General features: G+C 54.1%; 18 protein-coding genes. 3 read left to right on the top strand and 15 right to left on the bottom strand.

Features of this window, described 5'->3' with window-relative positions:
• Positions 1-80: 80 nt before the first annotated feature.
• The 3 genes from NW211_RS06070 to NW211_RS06060 all read right to left on the bottom strand — a co-directional run bounded on the left by NW211_RS06070 (position 81) and on the right by NW211_RS06060 (position 3151).
• A complete protein-coding gene (locus NW211_RS06070; protein ID WP_258327278.1) occupies positions 81-992 on the bottom strand; it encodes an AraC family transcriptional regulator in 912 nt (303 codons plus the stop codon).
• Between the two features lie 182 nt (positions 993-1174).
• Positions 1175-2356, bottom strand: a complete 1182-nt coding sequence (locus NW211_RS06065) for an iron-containing alcohol dehydrogenase (RefSeq protein WP_258327277.1) — start codon at positions 2354-2356, stop codon at positions 1175-1177.
• Between the two features lie 27 nt (positions 2357-2383).
• The gene (locus NW211_RS06060; RefSeq protein ID WP_375379576.1) at positions 2384-3151 is read right to left on the bottom strand and encodes a carboxymuconolactone decarboxylase family protein; all 768 of its coding nucleotides are present in this window, start codon (positions 3149-3151) and stop codon (positions 2384-2386) included.
• A 354-nt stretch (positions 3152-3505) separates the two neighbouring features.
• Here NW211_RS06060 and NW211_RS06055 point away from each other — a divergent pair, with 354 nt between their 5' ends.
• Together NW211_RS06055 and rlmD are read left to right on the top strand one after the other, a co-directional pair.
• Positions 3506-4402, top strand: coding sequence for an AraC family transcriptional regulator (locus tag NW211_RS06055; RefSeq protein WP_087407577.1), 897 nt, complete (start codon positions 3506-3508; stop codon positions 4400-4402).
• A 336-nt stretch (positions 4403-4738) separates the two neighbouring features.
• Positions 4739-6154 carry a 23S rRNA (uracil(1939)-C(5))-methyltransferase RlmD gene (gene rlmD, locus NW211_RS06050; RefSeq protein WP_258327276.1) on the top strand — a complete coding sequence of 472 codons (1416 nt, stop codon included), beginning with the start codon at positions 4739-4741 and terminating at the stop codon, positions 6152-6154.
• An 89-nt stretch (positions 6155-6243) separates the two neighbouring features.
• On the opposite strand, the gene NW211_RS06045 is transcribed toward rlmD, so the two are convergent.
• Complete coding sequence (locus tag NW211_RS06045; protein ID WP_258327275.1) at positions 6244-7491, bottom strand: anaerobic sulfatase-maturation protein; 1248 nt, start codon at positions 7489-7491, stop codon at positions 6244-6246.
• Positions 7492-7597: 106 nt separating this feature from the next.
• Complete coding sequence (locus NW211_RS06040) at positions 7598-8032, bottom strand: YkvA family protein (RefSeq protein ID WP_258327274.1); 435 nt, start codon at positions 8030-8032, stop codon at positions 7598-7600.
• A 179-nt stretch (positions 8033-8211) separates the two neighbouring features.
• Here NW211_RS06040 and NW211_RS06035 point away from each other — a divergent pair, with 179 nt between their 5' ends.
• A complete protein-coding gene (locus NW211_RS06035; RefSeq protein ID WP_258327273.1) occupies positions 8212-9726 on the top strand; it encodes an arylsulfatase in 1515 nt (504 codons plus the stop codon).
• Positions 9727-9826: 100 nt separating this feature from the next.
• Here the strand turns inward: NW211_RS06035 and NW211_RS06030 are convergent, their stop codons facing one another.
• The 10 genes from NW211_RS06030 to NW211_RS05985 all read right to left on the bottom strand — a co-directional run bounded on the left by NW211_RS06030 (position 9827) and on the right by NW211_RS05985 (position 17958).
• Positions 9827-11767 (bottom strand): M56 family metallopeptidase, encoded by a 1941-nt coding sequence (locus NW211_RS06030; protein WP_258327272.1) that lies wholly within the window; start codon positions 11765-11767, stop codon positions 9827-9829.
• Between the two features lie 12 nt (positions 11768-11779).
• A complete protein-coding gene (locus NW211_RS06025) occupies positions 11780-12145 on the bottom strand; it encodes a BlaI/MecI/CopY family transcriptional regulator (protein ID WP_087407571.1) in 366 nt (121 codons plus the stop codon).
• A gap of 200 nt (positions 12146-12345) precedes the next feature.
• Entirely contained in the window at positions 12346-13782 is a 1437-nt protein-coding gene (locus tag NW211_RS06020) for an MFS transporter (RefSeq protein WP_087407570.1), read from the bottom strand.
• A 33-nt stretch (positions 13783-13815) separates the two neighbouring features.
• Complete coding sequence (locus tag NW211_RS06015) at positions 13816-14340, bottom strand: hypothetical protein (RefSeq protein WP_087407569.1); 525 nt, start codon at positions 14338-14340, stop codon at positions 13816-13818.
• A 24-nt stretch (positions 14341-14364) separates the two neighbouring features.
• The gene (locus NW211_RS06010) at positions 14365-14607 is read right to left on the bottom strand and encodes a hypothetical protein (RefSeq protein ID WP_258327271.1); all 243 of its coding nucleotides are present in this window, start codon (positions 14605-14607) and stop codon (positions 14365-14367) included.
• Between the two features lie 14 nt (positions 14608-14621).
• Positions 14622-15260, bottom strand: a complete 639-nt coding sequence (locus NW211_RS06005; RefSeq protein ID WP_258327270.1) for a 3'-5' exonuclease — start codon at positions 15258-15260, stop codon at positions 14622-14624.
• 5 nt (positions 15261-15265) lie between these two features.
• Entirely contained in the window at positions 15266-15916 is a 651-nt protein-coding gene (locus NW211_RS06000) for a DUF5063 domain-containing protein (protein WP_258327269.1), read from the bottom strand.
• Entirely contained in the window at positions 15916-16506 is a 591-nt protein-coding gene (nadD, locus tag NW211_RS05995) for a nicotinate (nicotinamide) nucleotide adenylyltransferase (RefSeq protein WP_087407565.1), read from the bottom strand. Before nadD ends, NW211_RS06000 begins: the two co-directional genes overlap by 1 nt.
• A 4-nt stretch (positions 16507-16510) precedes the next feature.
• On the bottom strand, positions 16511-17086 hold the full coding sequence (gene gmk, locus NW211_RS05990; protein WP_087407564.1) for a guanylate kinase: 576 nt from the start codon (positions 17084-17086) through the stop codon (positions 16511-16513).
• On the bottom strand, positions 17086-17958 hold the full coding sequence (locus tag NW211_RS05985; RefSeq protein WP_087407563.1) for a YicC/YloC family endoribonuclease: 873 nt from the start codon (positions 17956-17958) through the stop codon (positions 17086-17088). The genes gmk and NW211_RS05985 overlap by 1 nt, the downstream gene beginning before the upstream one ends.
• Positions 17959-17985: the final 27 nt, after the last annotated feature.

Here is a 17985-nt window from a genome sequence, read left to right as displayed (position 1 = left end):
AAAGAGGGTGTGCGGTATACAAATCCTCGCATTATGTACCCCGATTACGGATTTGCTGCGATGAGGTCGATACAGGTCTGTTATGATAATCGCGAGGCCAAGAACTCGCCAATGGTCTGCCCGGTCATCTGTTTGAAAAATCGCATCAGGTGGTTCGGTTCCGAGAAGTGCAGCCTGAAGGCAATCTCTTTCACCGAGCGGCCCGAGAAGAGCAATTCGTTCTTCACCTCTTGCAGCAGACGCTGTTTCAGCAGGTGGACGGCCGACAGCCCGAACTCGCGTTTGACCGCCTTGTTGAGCGATATGCGGCTGATGTTCATCGCATCGGCGTAGTCGCTCACGTGAGTCATCTCGGCGATGTGTTTTTCGAGCAGTTCTTTGTACTGGTAGGCATAGTTGTTGAGCGGTGCATCGAACGGCAGGCCGAATAACCCGGCATACAGCCGGTTGAGGAGCAACAGAAACTGATAGAGGTAGGCCACGATCATGTGGTAGCTGTCGGCAACGGGTTCGTGCAGCTCGTGCTTCATCTTCGAGAGCAGGTCGAGGTAGGGAGCCATGGCCGTCACCTCCAGGTCGAAGTGGGTAGGGTAGTCGTGCTGGTAGCAGTACAGCAAGCGGTACATGAAGTATTTGTCGGAGAGGAAGTTGTTGATAAACTCCTCTTGAAATATCAGGAAGGTATAGTCCAGCTTGTCGAGGTCGACATGCCACTCTTGCCACTGAAAAGGCGAGATAATCAGCACCATGCCGGGGTGCAGTTCTATCTTTTCGCCCGTCAGGAACAGGTAGCCCTCGGCCTGCCGGAAGAAATAGAACTCGAAGAAATCGGTCTTGTATCGTTTGTCGGCATCGAACCAGCCCCGTTTCTCGCTACTCTCGGCCGTGTTGAGCAGGAAGTCCACGCCACACGAACTCTTGGAGTATTTCAGCAAAGAGATCTGTTTCTCCGCTTGGTCGGTATATATGCCGAATTTCTCGTTGTGATTCATAGCCGATTCGTTTATTTGGCTACAAAAGTAGCGAAAGGTGAGCGCAGAGGCAAAGGAAAACGCAGTTTTCAACTTTGACTTGGCCGTGACGTCTTCTTCCGGTAAAAAAAAGCGGGACTGTACCCACCCCTCGTGTATCGAGTTCGGGTACAGTCCCTGTATTCAAAAGAAACGATGGGACGTTATCGCCAGGACTCCTCGTAGATGGCTACGATGTCGGCATCGCTCATGGCAATGCGGTCGCTGGTAAACATGATGCCCATGACCTCGCGGGCGTTGCGCATGAACTTCTCGGCCTCGTCGCGTGTGATGCCGTAGTCCGACATCTTCAGGTCGGCCACGCCGCAAGCCTCTTGCAGGCGGGTGAGAGCCGTCAGGAAGTCTTCGGGCTTGTCGGCCTCGGGCATGCCCAGGGCGCGGGCCATGCGGATGAAGCGCTCGTCGCAAGCGTGGTTGCGCACGAAGTAGGCATAGTAGGCCCGGCTGATCATGATGAGGCCGGCACCGTGCGGCAGGTTGGGGTGGTAGGCCGAGAGGGCGTGCTCCATGCCGTGCTCGCTGGTGAGGAGGGTCAGACACATCACTACCCCCGACAGCGTGTTGGCGAAGGCCACGTGGGTGCGGGCCTCGAGGTCGTTGCCGTCTTTCACGGCGCGGGGCAGGTATTGGGCCAGATTCTCGATGGCGGTCAAGGCATACATGTCGCTCATCAGGTTGGCCCCTTTGGCTATGTAGCCTTCGACACTGTGGAAGAGGGCATCGAATCCCTGGAAGGCAGTGAATCCGGCCGGCACGCTCAGCATCAATTCCGGGTCAACGATAGCCAGGTGGGGATACAGAGAGGGGTCGCCGATGAAGGCCTTTTCGAACGTATCCTCTTTGGTGATGACTCCGGCGTTGTCGGTCTCCGACCCGGTACCGGCCGTCGTGGTGATGGCGACGATGGGCAGCGGGGTGTGGGCGATGGGATGTCCTTTGCCCGAGCCTACGGCTACGTAGTCCCACAGCACGCCGTCGTTGGTAGCCATCACGGCGATGGCTTTGGCGCAATCCATCACGCTGCCGCCGCCCAGAGCTACCAGAAAGTCGCACCCGTTGTCGCGGGCAGCCTGTGCTCCGGCATCGACGTTGGCCACCGTGGGGTTGGGGGCTACGCCGTCGAAGAGTGCGGTTTCGATACCGGCCCGTTTCAGCTGCTCTTCGGTGCGGGCCAGGTATCCGTTGGCCCGGGTCGATTTACCGTTCGAGATGATGATCAGTGCCTTTTTACCGGGCATGGGTTGGTCGCCCAGTTTATTCAGTGCTCCTGCCCCGAACATGACGCGGGTAGGAACAAACATGTTGTATTTCAGTCTGGTTTCCATTGTAGGGTTAGGTTTTTAGGGTTAGGTTTATTGGTTCAGTTTGTTATATTCGTCGTCGGTGACGGGCTCGAGCCATTCGTTCGAGGCCGACTCGCCCGGGATTTCAAAAGCCAGGTGGGCAAACCAGCTGTCGGCGGCTGCTCCGTGCCAGTGTTTGACGTTGGCCGGGATGTGGATAACCGTGCCGGGCCGAATCTCTACGGCCGGTTTACCCTCCTCCTGATACCAACCGCGGCCGGCTACGCCGATAAGCATCTGACCGCCGCCACTGGTGGCCCGGTGAATGTGCCAGTTGTTGCGGCAGCCGGGCTCGAAGGTGACGTTCGACACAATCACCTGTTCGCGCGAGATGGGGGCGAGGTAGCTGTTCCCGACGAAATATCGGGCATAGGCCGTGTTGGGCTCGCCGATGGGGAAAATCATCTCTTTCTGGAATGCGGCTTTGGCATCCTCGCCGGTCGTGTCGTCGGCCCATACCTCTTTGGCCAGACGGAAAGCGGCCCAAGCCTTCGGCCATCCGGCATAGAAGCTGATGTGGGTGATGATTTCGGCTATCTCGGTGCGGGTGATTCCGTTCTTTCGGGCCGTTTGCAGGTGGTACGTGAGCGAGCTGTCGGTAATACCCTGGCTGATGAGCGAGGTGATGGTAACCAGGCTGCGGTCGCGCAGTCCCAGACGGTCGGTGCGGCTCCAGACCTCGCCGAAGAGTACGTCGTCGTTAAGTTCCGCGAATTTGGGGGCAAACTCCCCGAGCTGGTCGCGGCCAGCCGTTTGTTTTGTGTTTTCTTGTGCCATAATTGTTATACCATTATTAAATACCCATAGTGCGACAAGCGCAAAGATTACTCTTTTTTTCATACCTTATCTGTTTTTATGGTTTCGATTTTTTTCCGGTACAAAATTAGCAGGGGTGTACCTGAATTTCTGTATACGATTTACGGATGTTTCTACCCGAACCGTGGATTTTGGCGGTTGGCTTTACTTGACGTGAGATGCTATATTTGTAATAGAAAGAGAGTTAGGAGCTTCTCGGACAAAATCTTGTATACCGATTACGGATAGTTGTACCCGAATCATGGATACCACGGCCGAGTCGAGGATATATCGAATTATAATAGTATATTTGCCGTAACGATTAAATTTTGTGTTATGGAAGAGTGGATTAAATTGGATAGTGTAGATCAGTATAACAAGATTTTTGGCTTGGAAACCTTGCACCCGATGGTGGCGGTAATCGACTTGTCGCAAGCTACTCAATGGCCCGAACACCTTAAAATCAGTTATGGCGTATATGCGCTGTTCTTGAAAGAGACGAAATGTGGCGATATTACCTACGGCCGTCAGCCCTACGATTATGGCGAGGGTACGATTGTCTGCTTTGCTCCCGGTCAAGTGGCCGAGGTAGATATGGCGAAGGATGCTCGTCCCAAGGCTCACGGGTTGCTCTTCCATCCCGATTTCATTCGGGGCACCATGCTGGGGCAGGAGATTAAGAAGTATTCGTTCTTCTCGTACGAGACGCGCGAGGCGCTGCACCTCTCCGAGAGCGAGCGCGATACCATCATGGATTGCCTGCAGAAGATCGATGCCGAGTTGCGGCACAATATCGACAAACACAGCCGCCGGCTCATTACGGCCAACATAGGGCTGTTGCTCGACTACTGCATGCGTTTCTATGAGCGGCAATTTACTACGCGCGAACTCCCCAACAAAGATATTATCGTGCGCTTCGAGCGCTTGCTCGACGAGTATTTCGACAGCAAGGCTCCGCAGGAGATAGGGCTGCCTACCGTGAAGTATTTTGCCGAACAGGTATATCTGTCGCCCAACTACTTCGGCGATATGATTCGAAAACAGACGGGAATGACCGTATCGGAACACATCCAGAAGAAACTGATTGCCCGTGCCAAGGAGCTGCTGCTCTCAACCTCGAAGTCGATGAGCGAGATTGCATACAGCCTGGGGTTCCAGTATCCCCAGCACATGAGCCGCATGTTCAAGCGGGTGGTGGGTTGCACCCCCAACGAGTTCCGTCTGCGCGAGTAATAACCCCTGTGCATGGTCAGCTGAAAAGGGTGCGTTTTCCTTTGCCTCTGCGCTCACCTTTCGCTATCTTTTCAGAAGACAGGATGCGGTTCGGCCAAGCAAATAATGCAAGCCTCTTTGCTTGTCGCTCACCTTTCACTATCTTTGCTACACGAAGATAGGATGCGTCTCAGTATAAAAATCAAGCAAGCTTGCTTTTCTACCTTCGACTTTCACTATCTTTTCAGAAGACAGGATGCGGTTCGGCAGAGTCAAAATTGAAAACTGCGTTTTCTTTTGCCTCTACTCTCACCTTTCATTATCTTTGCACCATTATTATTCTTATACTTATTTGTTTTGGCACGAAAGAAGAAAGAGCTCCCCTTGCTGGAGCAGATTGAGATAACCGGTGTGGCTGCCGAAGGAAAGGCTTTGGCACGAGTGAACGACCTGGTGGTGTTTGTACCCTTTGCCGCTCCGGGCGATGTAGTCGATTTACAGGTGACGCGCAAGAAGCACAGCTACGCCGAGGCGCGTATCGTGAAATTTCACAGCTATTCGCCGCTGCGGGTGCAGCCTTTTTGCGAACACTTCGGGGTGTGCGGCGGCTGCAAGTGGCAGCATGTGACCTACGACTTCCAGTTGCAGTTCAAACGGCAGCAGGTCGAGGACAACCTCACCCGCATCGGCAAGATTCCCTTGCCCGAGGTGTTGCCCACGAAGGGGTCGGCCAAGCAGCAGTTCTACCGCAACAAGCTCGAGTTCTCGTTCTCGAATCGGTCGTGGCTCACCTACGAGCAGTTGCAGTCGGCTCAGGAGTTCGACAGCCGCAATGCGTTGGGGTTCCACATACCGGGCATGTTCGACAAGGTGCTCGACATCAAGAAGTGCTGGCTCCAGGACGACATCTCCAACCGCATACGCCTCTCGATACGGCAGTTTGCCATCGACCACAATTACCCCTTCTTCGACCTGCGAGAGCAGACGGGACTCATGCGCAATATCATCGTGCGCACCGCCTCGACGGGCGAAATCATGCTTATCGTCGTTTTCTTCGAGCCCGACCGGGAGCGTATAGAGGCGATGATGCAGCACGTGGCCGACGAGTTCCCCCAGATTACCTCGCTCCTCTATATAGTCAACCAGAAACCCAACGATACCATCACCGACCAGGAGGTGCATCTCTATCGCGGGCGCGACTACATCTGGGAGAGCATGGAGGGGCTGCGCTTCAAGATTGGCCCCAAGTCGTTCTACCAGACCAACTCGGAGCAGGCCTACGAACTCTACAAGGTGGCCCGCGAGTTTGCCGGCCTCACCGGCGACGAACTGGTCTACGACCTCTACACCGGCACGGGTACCATTGCCAACTTCGTGGCCCGGCAGTCGCGCAAGGTCATCGGCATCGAGTATGTGCCCGAGGCTATCGAGGATGCCAAGGAGAATGCCCGTATCAACGGCCTCGACAACACGCTGTTCTATGCCGGCGATATGAAAGATATTCTTACCGAAGAGTTTATCGGTGAACACGGTCGCCCCGATGTCATCATCACCGACCCGCCTCGCGCCGGCATGCACGACGATGTAATCAAGACCATCCTCTTTGCCGAGCCGCGTCGCATCGTCTATGTCAGTTGCAATCCCGCCACGCAGGCGCGCGACCTGTCGCTGCTCGATGCCAAGTATCGCGTGGCGCGCGTGCAGCCGGTCGACATGTTCCCCCATACTCACCATGTAGAGAATGTGGTGTTGCTGGAGCGCAAGGAAGAGTAGGAGAGTATCGCGAAACAGAATCAAGAAAATAGAACAAGCCCCGGAGTCTGGTCTTCAGCACTTCGGGGCTTGTCGTTATGGCAGGAGCGTTAGCATCGCTTTTCGTTCTTCTCGTTTTCGCGAATCCACTGCATCACGTTGGCTGGCGGCCGCTTGTTGTCGAGCTCGTGTTTCATAAAATCCATGTAGGGAGCCACATGCTCGAAAAAGCGGTGATACCCGGCACACAGGTAGTTCAGCCCCGGCTCACCGGTAGCGGTGCGGGCAAACCGGTTTTTGGGACACTCGCCGTGGCAGGCAAACAGGTAGTCGCACGCTTTGCACTGGGCCGGCAGGCCGTCGCGCTTGTTCTGCCCGAAGGCAATCTGTTGCGGGCTGTTCATCATCTCGATGAGCGACTTGGAGTAGATATTCCCCAGCTTGTATTCGGGGAAGACGAAGTGGTCGCAACTGTACACGTCGCCATTAAACTCCATCACGCCGGCATGGCCGCAAGTTTCGGCCATGGTGCAGATGCCCGGCATCACCCCCGCCCAATTGGCCAGGGTGGCATCGAACAGCTGCACGAAGTACTCGCCCACGTCGTTGCGCACCCATTCGTCGAAGAGGGTGCAGAGAAATTCGCCCCACTGTTCGGGCGAGACCGAGAAGTCGGTCACCCCGTCGCGCGTCTCCTCGTCGGGAGCCGCCAGATGGCGACCGTCGGTGTGCGGATTGATGCGCTCGACGATAGGGGTAAACTGGATATACTTGCAGTGAATATCCTTGAAAAAGTGATAGAAGTCGAGCGGATAATCGGCGTTGAAGTCGTTGACCACGGCCAGGGCGTTCCACTCCACCCCGTGCTTGTTGAGCAGGTTGATACCCTGCATCACCTTCACGAAAGTAGGCCGTCCCTGTTTCGTAAGGCGGTATTCGTCGTGAAACTCCTGCGGGCCGTCGATACTCACCCCTACCAGCCAGTTGTTCTCTTTGAAGAAGCGGCACCAGCTGTCGGTCAGCAGTGTACCGTTGGTCTGTATGCTGTTCTCGATGACACGGCCCCGGCCATACTGAGCCTGCAGCTTCACCACCTTTTGGTAGAAGTCGAGCGGGCGCATCAGCGTCTCGCCGCCATGCCAGGTGAAGAGGATATGGTCGCTCGCCTGGCTCTCGATATACTCCTTGATAAACTTCTCGAGCAAACTCTCGCTCATGATATGGCGAGGCGTATCGTGGTAGAGCTTAGCCTTTTCGGTGTAGTAGCAATAGGTACAAGCCAGGTTGCAAATCGATCCCACCGGCTTGGCCATGATATACATGATTCGGTCGAATGGGGTATAGAGTGTCTTTTCCATAATCGAGTCTCTGTGACGTTTTTCTTATCATCTGTAAAGATACAGAAAAGCGAGAATAGAAAAACTATCCTCGCTCGAAATATTTTTATAATATCTTACAAGCGGATTACTCCCTCACCATTTCGTAGCGGGTGCCGAACCATTGGTCGAGGGTTTCATCGACCTGGGCGTTGATTTCGGGGGTGATTTTGCCCTTTATCTTTTTGTAGACATAGAGCACGGCGGCCCCTTCGTCGAGTACCCCGATGAACTTGAACACGGCACTGGGGATGAGGCTTACCGGCGAAATGGTGTAGATGATGGCGGCATAGATGAGAATGCGGTCGAGGGTCGAGGTCTTCTCGTCCTTCATCACGTAGTAGAACTGGAGCAACGGGCGAGCCGCCACACGGCCTACCTTGAGGGCATAGGGCTGCAACTTGATGTATATGCGGTTTATCTTGTCGCGCCAATCGACATTTTTTACTCGGGCCAGAAGCCGTTTGATATCTTTGCCCATAATCATATAGGCTAAAATGGTGATGCAAATGATCGTGAACATATTCTTTTTCGTTTCGTGTTTGTGTATAGAGAGTGTGTTCCGTCTCACAATCTATCGTCGCAAAGATAATTTTTTTACGGAAAAGTTCCGAATCCTGCCAAAAAACTCAAACAAGTTTGGCTTTATTGCGCTCTCCTTTCACTATCTTTATCCCATCCTAACACACATACCGGAAACAGATGAAATACGGCAGACTTTTATTCCTGGGCGGTGGATTGTTGACCGCCGTTTCCCCGGCATTGGCGCAGAAGAGCGACAAGCCTAACATTATTTTTATCCTGTGCGACGACATGGGATATGGCGATTTGGGGTGTTACGGGCAGCGATATATCGATACGCCCAACCTCGACCGCATGGCTTCGGAGGGTATGCGTTTCACGCAGGCCTATTCGGGCAGTCCCGTGAGTGCTCCGTCACGAGCCAGCATTATGACGGGCCAACATTCGGGCCACGGCGAGGTGCGTGGCAACAAGGAGTATTGGCCCGAGAGCGGCGAGGTGCGCTATGGCATCAATACCGACTATGCCGTGGTGGGGCAGCACCCGTATGACCCCGACCACGTAATCCTCACCGAGGTGATGAAGGACAACGGCTACACGACCGGCATGTTCGGCAAATGGGCCGGTGGTTACGAGGGCTCGGTCTCTACGCCCGACAAGCGGGGTGTCGACGAGTTCTTCGGTTACATCTGCCAGTTTCAGGCGCATCTGTACTATCCCAACTTCTTGAATCGCTACAACCCGGCTCTGGGCGATACGGCTACGGTGCGCGTTACGCTCGACGAGAATATACGGTATCCCATGTGGGGCGCCGGTTATGGCCAGCGCAAACAATACTCGGCCGACCTCATTCACCAGGCGGCACTCGATTGGCTCGACCGGCAGTCGGCCGACCAACCCTTCTTCGGCTTCTTCACCTACACCTTGCCGCATGCCGAGCTGGTACAGCCCGAAGACTCTTTGCTCAACAAATACCGCGAGCGGTTGGGCGACAAGGGAATATACAACGGCAGCTACTGGAGCCGCTACAATCCTGTGACTCACACGCATGCGCAGTTTGCGGCCATGATCGAGCGGCTCGACCGGTATGTGGGTGAGATTTTGGCTAAGCTCAAAGCCAAGGGATTGGACGAAAATACGATGGTCATCTTCTCGTCGGACAACGGCCCGCACGAGGAGGGTGGGGCCGACCCTACCTTCTTCGGCCGCGACGGCAAGCTGAAGGGGCTGAAGCGTTCGTGCCACGAGGGGGGCATCCGCATTCCGTTCATTGTGCGCTGGCCGGGCCATGTGCCGGTGTCGGTCAACGACCATCAACTGGCGTTTTACGATATTTTGCCCACCTTCTGCGACCTCTCGGGGGTGAAGAATTATGAGAAACGGTATGCCCAGAGGCGCCCCAACTACTTCGACGGCCTCACTTTTGCACCTACCTTGTTGGGGAAGGATAAAAAACAGAAACAGCACGACTTCCTCTACTGGGAGTTTTGCGAGACCGACCAGATAGCCGTACGCCAGGGCGACTGGAAACTCTTTGTCGAGAAGGGCGAGTGCCACCTCTACAACCTGGCCGACGATATTCACGAAGACCACGACCTGGCCGCACAGTATCCCGAGCGGGTCGAGGCCATGAAGCAAATCATATTCGAGCAGCACGTCGATAATCCCTACTTCAAGGTGACGCTGCCGCAATAGGGCGGGGCATTGCCGTCTGGAGGGACAGGAACAAAAACAATCAGGGCTGTGTTCTCACGAGCACAGCCCTGGTCTTTTTTCAGTCGGGGGTATCGTTTATTTATTTCTTCTTTCGAGTCGTGATGATGAGAACATTATCATTCTCTTTAGCTCCGTACTTCTTATTAGCCTCTCCGCCTTTCAGCACTGTAATACTGGCAATGTCGTTGGGGCTTAACTTGTTGAACTTCTTTTCCGAAACCTTTTTGCCGTCGACAACATAGATGATATTGGGTATCTGTTTGACGTAAGCCGACACCGAATCGGTGTGGTGGTTGAGGGTAGAGAGGGCATTGATGCCTTTCTCGTCGATGGCTCGGGTGATGGAGTCGGCATTGGCGCTTATCCGGGCCGAGAGGGCCTCGATGCGAGCCATGGCTTCAGGCGAGAGTTCTTTCCCCTCTTTGGTGACGGCCACCTCTGCACGGATGGAGTCGGACAGGGCTTTTACCTGTTGCTGCCAATTATTCAGCGACGACTTTTTCGAATGGATAATGATTGTATTCTCTCCGTTGTCGTTGAGTATCGAGATGTTTCCGACCTGGCCCGACAGGTTGAGTTTTTCCATATCTTCGGCCGATACTTCCTTGCCGTTGATGATATAGGAGAACTTGCCTGACGAGAGATTGTCTATCACTTCGGCCGGGACTTTCTTCCCGTTGATGACATAGTAGCTCGTTTGGAAGCCCTGTTTCCCGTCGTTCGAGAGGGTTATCTTCATCGGTTGGGTATCGTCCGACTCTTTCGTACTGATGAGCAGGGCTCCACCTTTGGCTTCGTCGCCATACTTCTCGACAGCCATTTTCCCTTTGAGCACCGTGACACTCTTTATCTGGTCGGGTGAGAGTTTGTCGATCTCTTCGCGCGAGACTTTCTTCCCGTCTACGATGCAGAGTGCACTATCCATCGAGGCCGGTTTCCCGTTCTCGGTGATATTGATTTTCAGTTTGTTCCCCTGGCTCGAGTCGCCCGATTCGTCGATGTTGACGTTCAGGGTGTTTGTCTGGTTCGAGTTGCTGGCAGCGGTGATGACCATTTGGCTCTGGTCGGTGGCCGATTGCGAATCGACCTTGTCGAGCATGGCCAGCAGGTCGGTCGATGCGATTTCGTCGAGGCGTTCCGATACTTCGGGGCGGGCGAATACCGTGACGGTACAGAGTGCGACGGGTATCACATAGAGATACTTCCAGGTCGCTTTGCGGTTGGATTTCTTTTTGAGCATCATAGTAATACGTTTATTAAGTTTGTTGTGATTGAAGTGATTGGTCACGCAGTAGAATTTCGAGCCCACCGATCGCTTGATGAGCAGCAGTTGGTATTGCCGGGCATCGATGCCCTGGTCGATTACCTCGGCATCGGCCTCGTATTCGTGCACGGTTTGCAACTCGCGTTTCAGCAGCCAGGCGGCAGGATTGAACCATTGCAGCCAGGTACAGAGGTCGGCCACCAGCAGGTCAAGGGAGTGGCGCTTGCGTATGTGGGCCGACTCGTGCAGCAGTATCTCTCGGCTGTGGGCGGCATAGTCCTCCTCGGAGAGGACAATCCGGCCGAACCAGCTGAAGGGTGCAATAGACCGGGGCAGGACGATAATCTGCCGACCTTCGTCGTCGGTCACCCGGCGGCCGCTGCTCATGAGTCGCAGCAGGCGCACGATGGTAACGATGTAGCGGGCAACGAAAAACGCTACACCGGTCCAGTAGAGGACTATCGCCGCCACGAGGGCCACGGGCACCGGGGCGGCTGTGGCTTCGACATCGTCGGTCACGTAGCTGAAGGCCGACAGGTTGTCGAGTATCACGACGGGGACGGGGGCCACACTTTCGTTCTCGGTAAACAGCGGCAAGTGGCACAGCGGCAGCACAAACGAGAGGGGGATGAGGCAGAGCAGTGCCACCCGGTTGTAGCGGTAGAAGGTCTCCCGGCTCAGCAGAATGCTGTAGAAGAGAAACAGTATCGCCAGGCAGACGGCCGACTGGAGTATGTAGACAAAAAATGCACTCATGGCTGGGCGGTTTTATTTTTCACTTCCTCGTTCCACTTTCTCGATAAGTTCCTTCAGCTCCTTCAGCGAGATGTCCTCCTCCTCGATGAGCGACGAGACCACGCCCAGGTAGGAGCTGTTGAAATACTTGCGCACCACCTGACGGAGGGTCCCCCGACGGAACGACTCTTCGCTCACGGCGGCGTAGTACTGGTAGGTTTTGCCGAATGCCTTGTGGGCCAGGTAACCCTTCTCTTCGAGACCCCGCACGATGGTCGACAGGGTATTGAAGTGGGGTTTGGGCTCGTCGTAGAAATCGAGCAACTCTTTCACGAACAGGGGGCCTTTTTGCCAGAAGTAGTTCATGATTTCTTCTTCTTTTGCGGTAAGTCCTTTCATAGGTTTTCGTTTTTCTCTTTGCAAATAAACTAAAAGTTTTAGTTATTCAACTAATTTTTGTAGTTAATAAAACTAAACAGGGTAGTTTTATAACTATATTTTTTAGTTGAATAAAAAAGAAAACAAGATGCGGCAGCCGGTTTCGATGCCGACTGCCGCATGTATGGGGTTTGGAATGAGCCGATTGAATAGGCTTTATGTTACTTTTGGATGTTAGGCTCTTCGAGACCGTATCCCCGTTTCTTGTCCTCGACCTTCAGCCACAACCCGAAGATGAGCGCCAAGACTCCCAGGCTGGCAAAGATGAGCATCGGCACGGTGTAGTTGTATTGCAGCGGGTCGGTGATACCGGGGTTCGACATGCGCAGTGTGGCACCGATAATCATGGGGAAGGAGTAGAGACCGATGTTCTGAATCCAGAAGATAACGGCGTAGGCCGAGCCCAGCAGCTTGTTGTCGACCAGCTTGGGTACCGAGGGCCACAGCGAGGCCGGTACCAGCGAGAACGAGATACCCAGCAGGATGATGGAGAGGTAGGCCACAATCACGGCGGTGACGGTACCTTTCAAGGCGGGCAGCACCAGAGCGAATACCAGGTGGCAGGCAATCATGAGCACGGCACCGAAGATGAGCATGGTGGCACCTTTGCCTTTATGGTCGAGGAAGTTGCCCAGGATGGGGGTGATGGCTGCGGCTCCCAGCGGGAAGACGAAGAACACCCAGCCGGCCTGTTCGGCCGTATAGCCCAGGTTGCATTGCAGCATGTTGATGGCATACTTCTGGAAGGGGAAGATGGCCGAGTAGTAGAGCACGCACAGCAGCGCTACCAGCCAGAACACCTTGCTCGAGAAGATATATTTGAGGTCCGAGATTTTGAAGGGATCGTCTTTCTCTTCGCCGCTTTCGCCCATCTGTTGCTCGAGTTTCTTATCCATGAAGGCGTAGGTGATGAAACAGATGAGGCCGATGGCCAGCAGAATCACGGCCACGAGTACGGGGCGCGATACGTCGACCGGGGCAAACTTGTTGGCCAGTACCGGCGAACCCAGTACCACCACGGCTACACCCACACGGGCGATAGCCATCTCTACACCCATGGCCAGAGCCATCTCTTTACCCTTGAACCATTTGACGATACCGCGCGAAACGGTGATACCTGCCATCTCGACACCGCATCCGAAGAACATGAAGCCGATGGCCGACATTTTGGCCGAGGCGGGCATCCCTTCGTAGAACGGGGTGACGTTCCACCACTCCAGCGGCAGGTTCATAAAGCGGTTCATAAAGGCCTCGGCTCCACTGCCGATGAAGGCATTGCTCACGGCGTAGTAGTTGATCGAGGCACCTACCAGCATGACGGCACCCGAGAGTATGGCCGTGAAACGCACACCCATCTTGTCGAGTATGATACCGGCAAAAATCAGGAAGAATACAAATACGTTCAGAAAAGTTTCGGAACCGGCGTAGTGGCCGTAAGCATCGGGCGACCAGCCTCTCGTGTTTTGTAACAATTCTTGTAGAGGCGAGAGTATATCCATGAAGATATAGCCGAAAAACATGGCGCTCGCCAGCAGGACAAGAGCCGTCCATCGTACGGCCGGGATGTCCTTCATCAGTTGAGTCATTTTTTCTGTCATTGTGTTATGTGTTTTGATTTATCGATTCGCTGTTTAGAAATAGACCGAGAGGCCCACCTTCAATCCATACTGGTCGAGCTGGTCGGTGAAGCTGTGTTTCCAGTAGAGAGCCGGGTCGAGCGATATGTTGTGGCTCACGAAGATGGCGTAACCCAGTTCGGCGCCCACATAGAGATAGTCGTCGCAGGCCGACGATTCGTCCTTGGGTTTGTACCAGGCGTGGGTATATCCCGTATTCACTCCGATGAAGAGGGTGGTGAGGGTATAGTATCGGATACCCACATTCAGATCTATGTTGTTGTCTCGGTACTCCTTGTTCCACGAAAAGTTGCCGCCGACTCCTACATAGAACAGCAGGTTGTTGGCGATGAAATTACCCGTTTCGACCTGCAGTCCCAGGTCGAAAGTTTCGTTACCCGTCTCGCGGGTGTGGGTGCTGCCCAGGTTGAATCCGCTGATTTGGGGGTTGACAATCCAGGTATTTTTCAGAATCTGGGCCGATGCGGTGCCCGATAACGCTGTGATAACCGACAGGATAAGAAGAACTTTTTTTACCATAGTCGTGGAGATAAATGAGTTTTTTTATGAGTGGTGGTCGTCGCGCATGGTACGGCGATCCATGACATCTTGCTTTTGGCGGCGCTCGTTACGAATCTTCTCGCGGCGTTTCAAGGCCCATCGCAAGGCCAGAATAATCAGGAGCGTAAAGCCGATGATGCCGAAGTATTCCCAATAGTTGCCGCTCAGCAACATACCTCGACCGAAGTAGGCCATGACGGCCAGATAGATAACCAGGAGCAATGCAATAATGTCGTACCGTTTCATTTGTAATAAAATAGTTAGAGTGTTGTAGGGGGTTGTTGTAATATCGAGGGAAATTGGAAATCTTTCGATTTGAGGGCCTCGTAGATTTTGATGCAGCTCCAGGCGTCGGTAGCGGCATAGAGTTGTTGGCTGTCGGTCAGGTGGTCGGCCTCCCAGTTGGAGAGGCGTTGTCCTTTCGAAATCTTTTTCCCGATGACGATGGCATAGATTTTTTGCAAACTCTGGTCCTCGATGCCGTAGGGCTTGACAAACTTCTGCAACTCGATAAAGTTGCGCGGGGTGAATGGCCCGCTGTTGAGTCGCCCCAGCATGCAGAAGTCGTCCTTGAGTGAGATACCCACCTTGAGCAGGTGGTCGTCTTCGAGCAGCCGTTTCAAGGGCTGGGCGAATCCGATGCGGTTGAGGCGGAAGAGGTAGCAGGTGTCGTGGGTCGAGAGTTGCATGAGGGCCACGTGGTTGCTCTGTCCCTTCTTGAATGTCGGTCGGGTTTCGGTATCAAACCCGATAATCGACTCGTGGCCCAGACATTTGGTAGCTTCGGTTACCTGGGCTTCGTTGTCGACCACGACGATTCGTCCGGGGAATGATTCGATAGGTAAAGTTGCAATGATTTCTTTACTAATTTTTATTTTGTCAGAAGTCTCGTTATCCATAAGCGTTAATCCACATCATCGTTGAGTTTGTCGAAAATATCGTCGTCCCCTTGTTGATGACCGAATATATCGGTGTAATGGTCGTCAGCCGTTGACCGATGGTGGTGATGACCGCAGTCGCATGTGTCGTCGTGATCGTCATCGTCGTCGTGCTGCGAATATTTTACATGGTGCAGCGCCCGCAGTACATTGACCAGTTGTTGCCCCCAGTAGGAGACAAAGTTTTCGTAGCAGATGTAGAGCGACTCGAGCATTTGCGGCTCGTTGCCCAGGCGATATACCGAGATAAAGTCTTTCAAGTCTTGATAGATGTCGGCGAGCCCTTCCGAGATGCTGGCCGCCAACGGGCCTTCGCTGTATTCCATGCCCGACTGGAACACCTCCAGGTAGTTGTCGTCTTCGCCCAGGAGGCTCTCGATGCTCATGCGCACACTCTCGTACATGCTTTCGGTCACGAAACGTTCGGTATAGGCCTCCTCTTCGGGTTCTTCGGGCGAGAGCAGGGTAGCTTTGAGGTAGAGCAGCGGAAGTATTTTTATGATTTTATCGATAAATTCATCTTTTTCCAGTTCGGGAGTACGTTCGAGGAAAGCGCAATATTCGGCACCTACGGTGACAAATTCGATAATATCTTTGGAATAGATGCGTTCGTCCATTACTCGTTGTTTTTATAAAGTCTGTGGTTGATAATGTATGTATATACCGACTGGGGTACAAAATAGTTCATGTTTTTGCCGGCGGCGATTCCCTGCCGTACCTGGGTCGACGAAATCTCGATGAGGGGAGCCCGGCAGTACCGCACGGTAGGGGGGAGCTTCGCCTCGTCGATGTCGTAGCCCCGGCGGGGATAGATGCACACCCGATACTCGTCGACGATGCGCCGGCTCTCGCGCCACCGGTCGAAGAGCAGCCAGTTGTCGGCCCCGATGACGAGGGTGAACTCGCGGTCGGGGTAGAGGCTCCTGAGGTGGTCGAGCGTGCGAATCGTGTAGGAGGGCAGGGGGAGCGAAAACTCGATGTCGGTCGCTACGATTTTGGGGTTGCCGGTCACGGCCAGCCGCAGCATTTCGAGGCGCTGGCGGTCGGCCTCGGGCGACAGCTTTTCCCGCAAGGGGTTCTGGGGCGTTACCGACATCCACACCTCGTCGAACCCCTCGAACTCGCACAGGTAGTTGGCCAGTATGAGGTGCCCCGTGTGGACGGGGTTGAACGTGCCTGAAAAGAAAGCTGTCTGGATAGGTTGCATGGGTTTAGGGTTTGTCGAGGAATTGCCGTATGGTCTGGTAGGCCTCTTCCTGGGCTTTTTCTAAAATGTCGTTGACGATGATGTGGTCGAACCGCGGGGCAAACGAGAGTTCGTATTCGGCCTTGGCCACCCGGCTGGCAATCACCTCGGGGGCATCGGTAGCCCGGTGTTTGAGCCGCTTCTCCAACTCCTCGATGCTGGGCGGTTGGATGAAGAGGGCCAGTGCCTGGTCGCCGTAATACTTCTTGATGTTGAGCCCGCCTACCACGTCGACGTCGAAGATGACGTTGCGGCCACTGTCGAGTATGCGCTCGACCTCGCTCTTGAGCGTGCCGTAGAACTTGCCGGCATACACCTCTTCATACTCCAGAAACTCGCCGTTGGCGATACGTTGTCTGAACTCTTCGGGCGAGATGAAGTAGTATTCTACGCCGTTCTTCTCGGTGCCTCGCGGGGCACGGCTGGTGGCCGAGATCGAGAACGACAGGTTCAGGTCGCGATTCAGCAGCGATTGTATGATGGTCGATTTGCCCGACCCCGAGGGTGCCGAGAATATAACCAGTTTGCCTCTCTTTTCCATTACATTACGTTTAATACTTGCTCTTTGATCTGTTCCAACTCGTCTTTCATGCGCACGACGATGCGTTGCATTTCGGCCTGGTTCGACTTGGAACCGAGCGTGTTGATTTCGCGACCCATCTCCTGGCTGATGAAGCCCAGCTTCTTGCCCTGGCCCTTGCCGGCCTGCATGGTCTCGAGAAAATATTTCAAGTGGTTGTCGAGCCTGTGCTTCTCTTCGTTGATGTCGAGTTTCTCGATATAGAAAATCATCTCCTGCTCGAACCGGTTTTTGTCGTAGTCGAAGTTGTCGATTTTGGTCAGGGCGTCGATGATGCGTCCCTTGATTTTTTCGATGCGCTCCTTCTCGTAGGGCTCCACCTCCTTCAGCAGCTGGGCAATGTTGGCAATCTTCTCTTCAAAGAGGTGTTGCAGCATGGCCCCCTCCTGGATGCGGAACTCCTCGAGGTGGGTGATGGCCTCGTCGACCGCCTTCTTCAGAGCGTTGATTTCGGTTTCGTCGATTTCCTGGCTATCGGTACTCAGGGCGTCGGGCAGGCGCAGCAAAATCGAGAAACAGTCTTCGGGCATGGCAATGCCCAGTTTTTCCGAAGCCTCTTTCACCTGCTGGTAGTAGCCCTCCAGCACCGGCACGTTTATCTGGGCCGAGGTTCCTTTGCCTATCGACTCGCTGTATACCAGAAAGTCGACTTTACCCCGCTCCAGCCGCCGGGCAATCTCCGAGCGAATCTCCATCTCCAGCTCTCTGTATTGTTGGGGAATGCGGGTCGACAAATCGAGCTGCTTGCTGTTCAACGATTTTATTTCAACGGTTATTTTTTTGTGCGGCAGTTCCACCACGGACTTGCCGAAACCGGTCATCGATTGTATCATGTCTGTAAATGTTTTTGCAAATTTAAT

It is taken from the genome of Barnesiella sp. ET7, from assembly GCF_024733785.1.
Taxonomy (GTDB): domain Bacteria; phylum Bacteroidota; class Bacteroidia; order Bacteroidales; family Barnesiellaceae; genus Barnesiella; species Barnesiella merdigallinarum.
This window is presented reverse-complemented; position numbering and strand designations above follow the sequence as displayed.

Coding starts and splice junctions, on each gene's coding strand:
- NW211_RS06070 (WP_258327278.1), bottom strand. CDS start 992: ATGAATCACAACGAGAAATTCGGCATATATACCGACCAAGCGGAGAAA.
- NW211_RS06055 (WP_087407577.1), top strand. CDS start 3,506: ATGGAAGAGTGGATTAAATTGGATAGTGTAGATCAGTATAACAAGATT.
- NW211_RS06030 (WP_258327272.1), bottom strand. CDS start 11,767: ATGAGTGCATTTTTTGTCTACATACTCCAGTCGGCCGTCTGCCTGGCG.
- NW211_RS06045 (WP_258327275.1), bottom strand. CDS start 7,491: ATGGAAAAGACACTCTATACCCCATTCGACCGAATCATGTATATCATG.
- NW211_RS06060 (WP_375379576.1), bottom strand. CDS start 3,151: ATGGCACAAGAAAACACAAAACAAACGGCTGGCCGCGACCAGCTCGGG.
- NW211_RS06025 (WP_087407571.1), bottom strand. CDS start 12,145: ATGAAAGGACTTACCGCAAAAGAAGAAGAAATCATGAACTACTTCTGG.
- gmk (WP_087407564.1), bottom strand. CDS start 17,086: ATGGAAAAGAGAGGCAAACTGGTTATATTCTCGGCACCCTCGGGGTCG.
- NW211_RS06020 (WP_087407570.1), bottom strand. CDS start 13,782: ATGACAGAAAAAATGACTCAACTGATGAAGGACATCCCGGCCGTACGA.
- nadD (WP_087407565.1), bottom strand. CDS start 16,506: ATGCAACCTATCCAGACAGCTTTCTTTTCAGGCACGTTCAACCCCGTC.
- NW211_RS06000 (WP_258327269.1), bottom strand. CDS start 15,916: ATGGACGAACGCATCTATTCCAAAGATATTATCGAATTTGTCACCGTA.
- NW211_RS05985 (WP_087407563.1), bottom strand. CDS start 17,958: ATGATACAATCGATGACCGGTTTCGGCAAGTCCGTGGTGGAACTGCCG.
- NW211_RS06015 (WP_087407569.1), bottom strand. CDS start 14,340: ATGGTAAAAAAAGTTCTTCTTATCCTGTCGGTTATCACAGCGTTATCG.
- NW211_RS06065 (WP_258327277.1), bottom strand. CDS start 2,356: ATGGAAACCAGACTGAAATACAACATGTTTGTTCCTACCCGCGTCATG.
- NW211_RS06035 (WP_258327273.1), top strand. CDS start 8,212: ATGAAATACGGCAGACTTTTATTCCTGGGCGGTGGATTGTTGACCGCC.
- NW211_RS06040 (WP_258327274.1), bottom strand. CDS start 8,032: ATGTTCACGATCATTTGCATCACCATTTTAGCCTATATGATTATGGGC.
- NW211_RS06010 (WP_258327271.1), bottom strand. CDS start 14,607: ATGAAACGGTACGACATTATTGCATTGCTCCTGGTTATCTATCTGGCC.
- NW211_RS06005 (WP_258327270.1), bottom strand. CDS start 15,260: ATGGATAACGAGACTTCTGACAAAATAAAAATTAGTAAAGAAATCATT.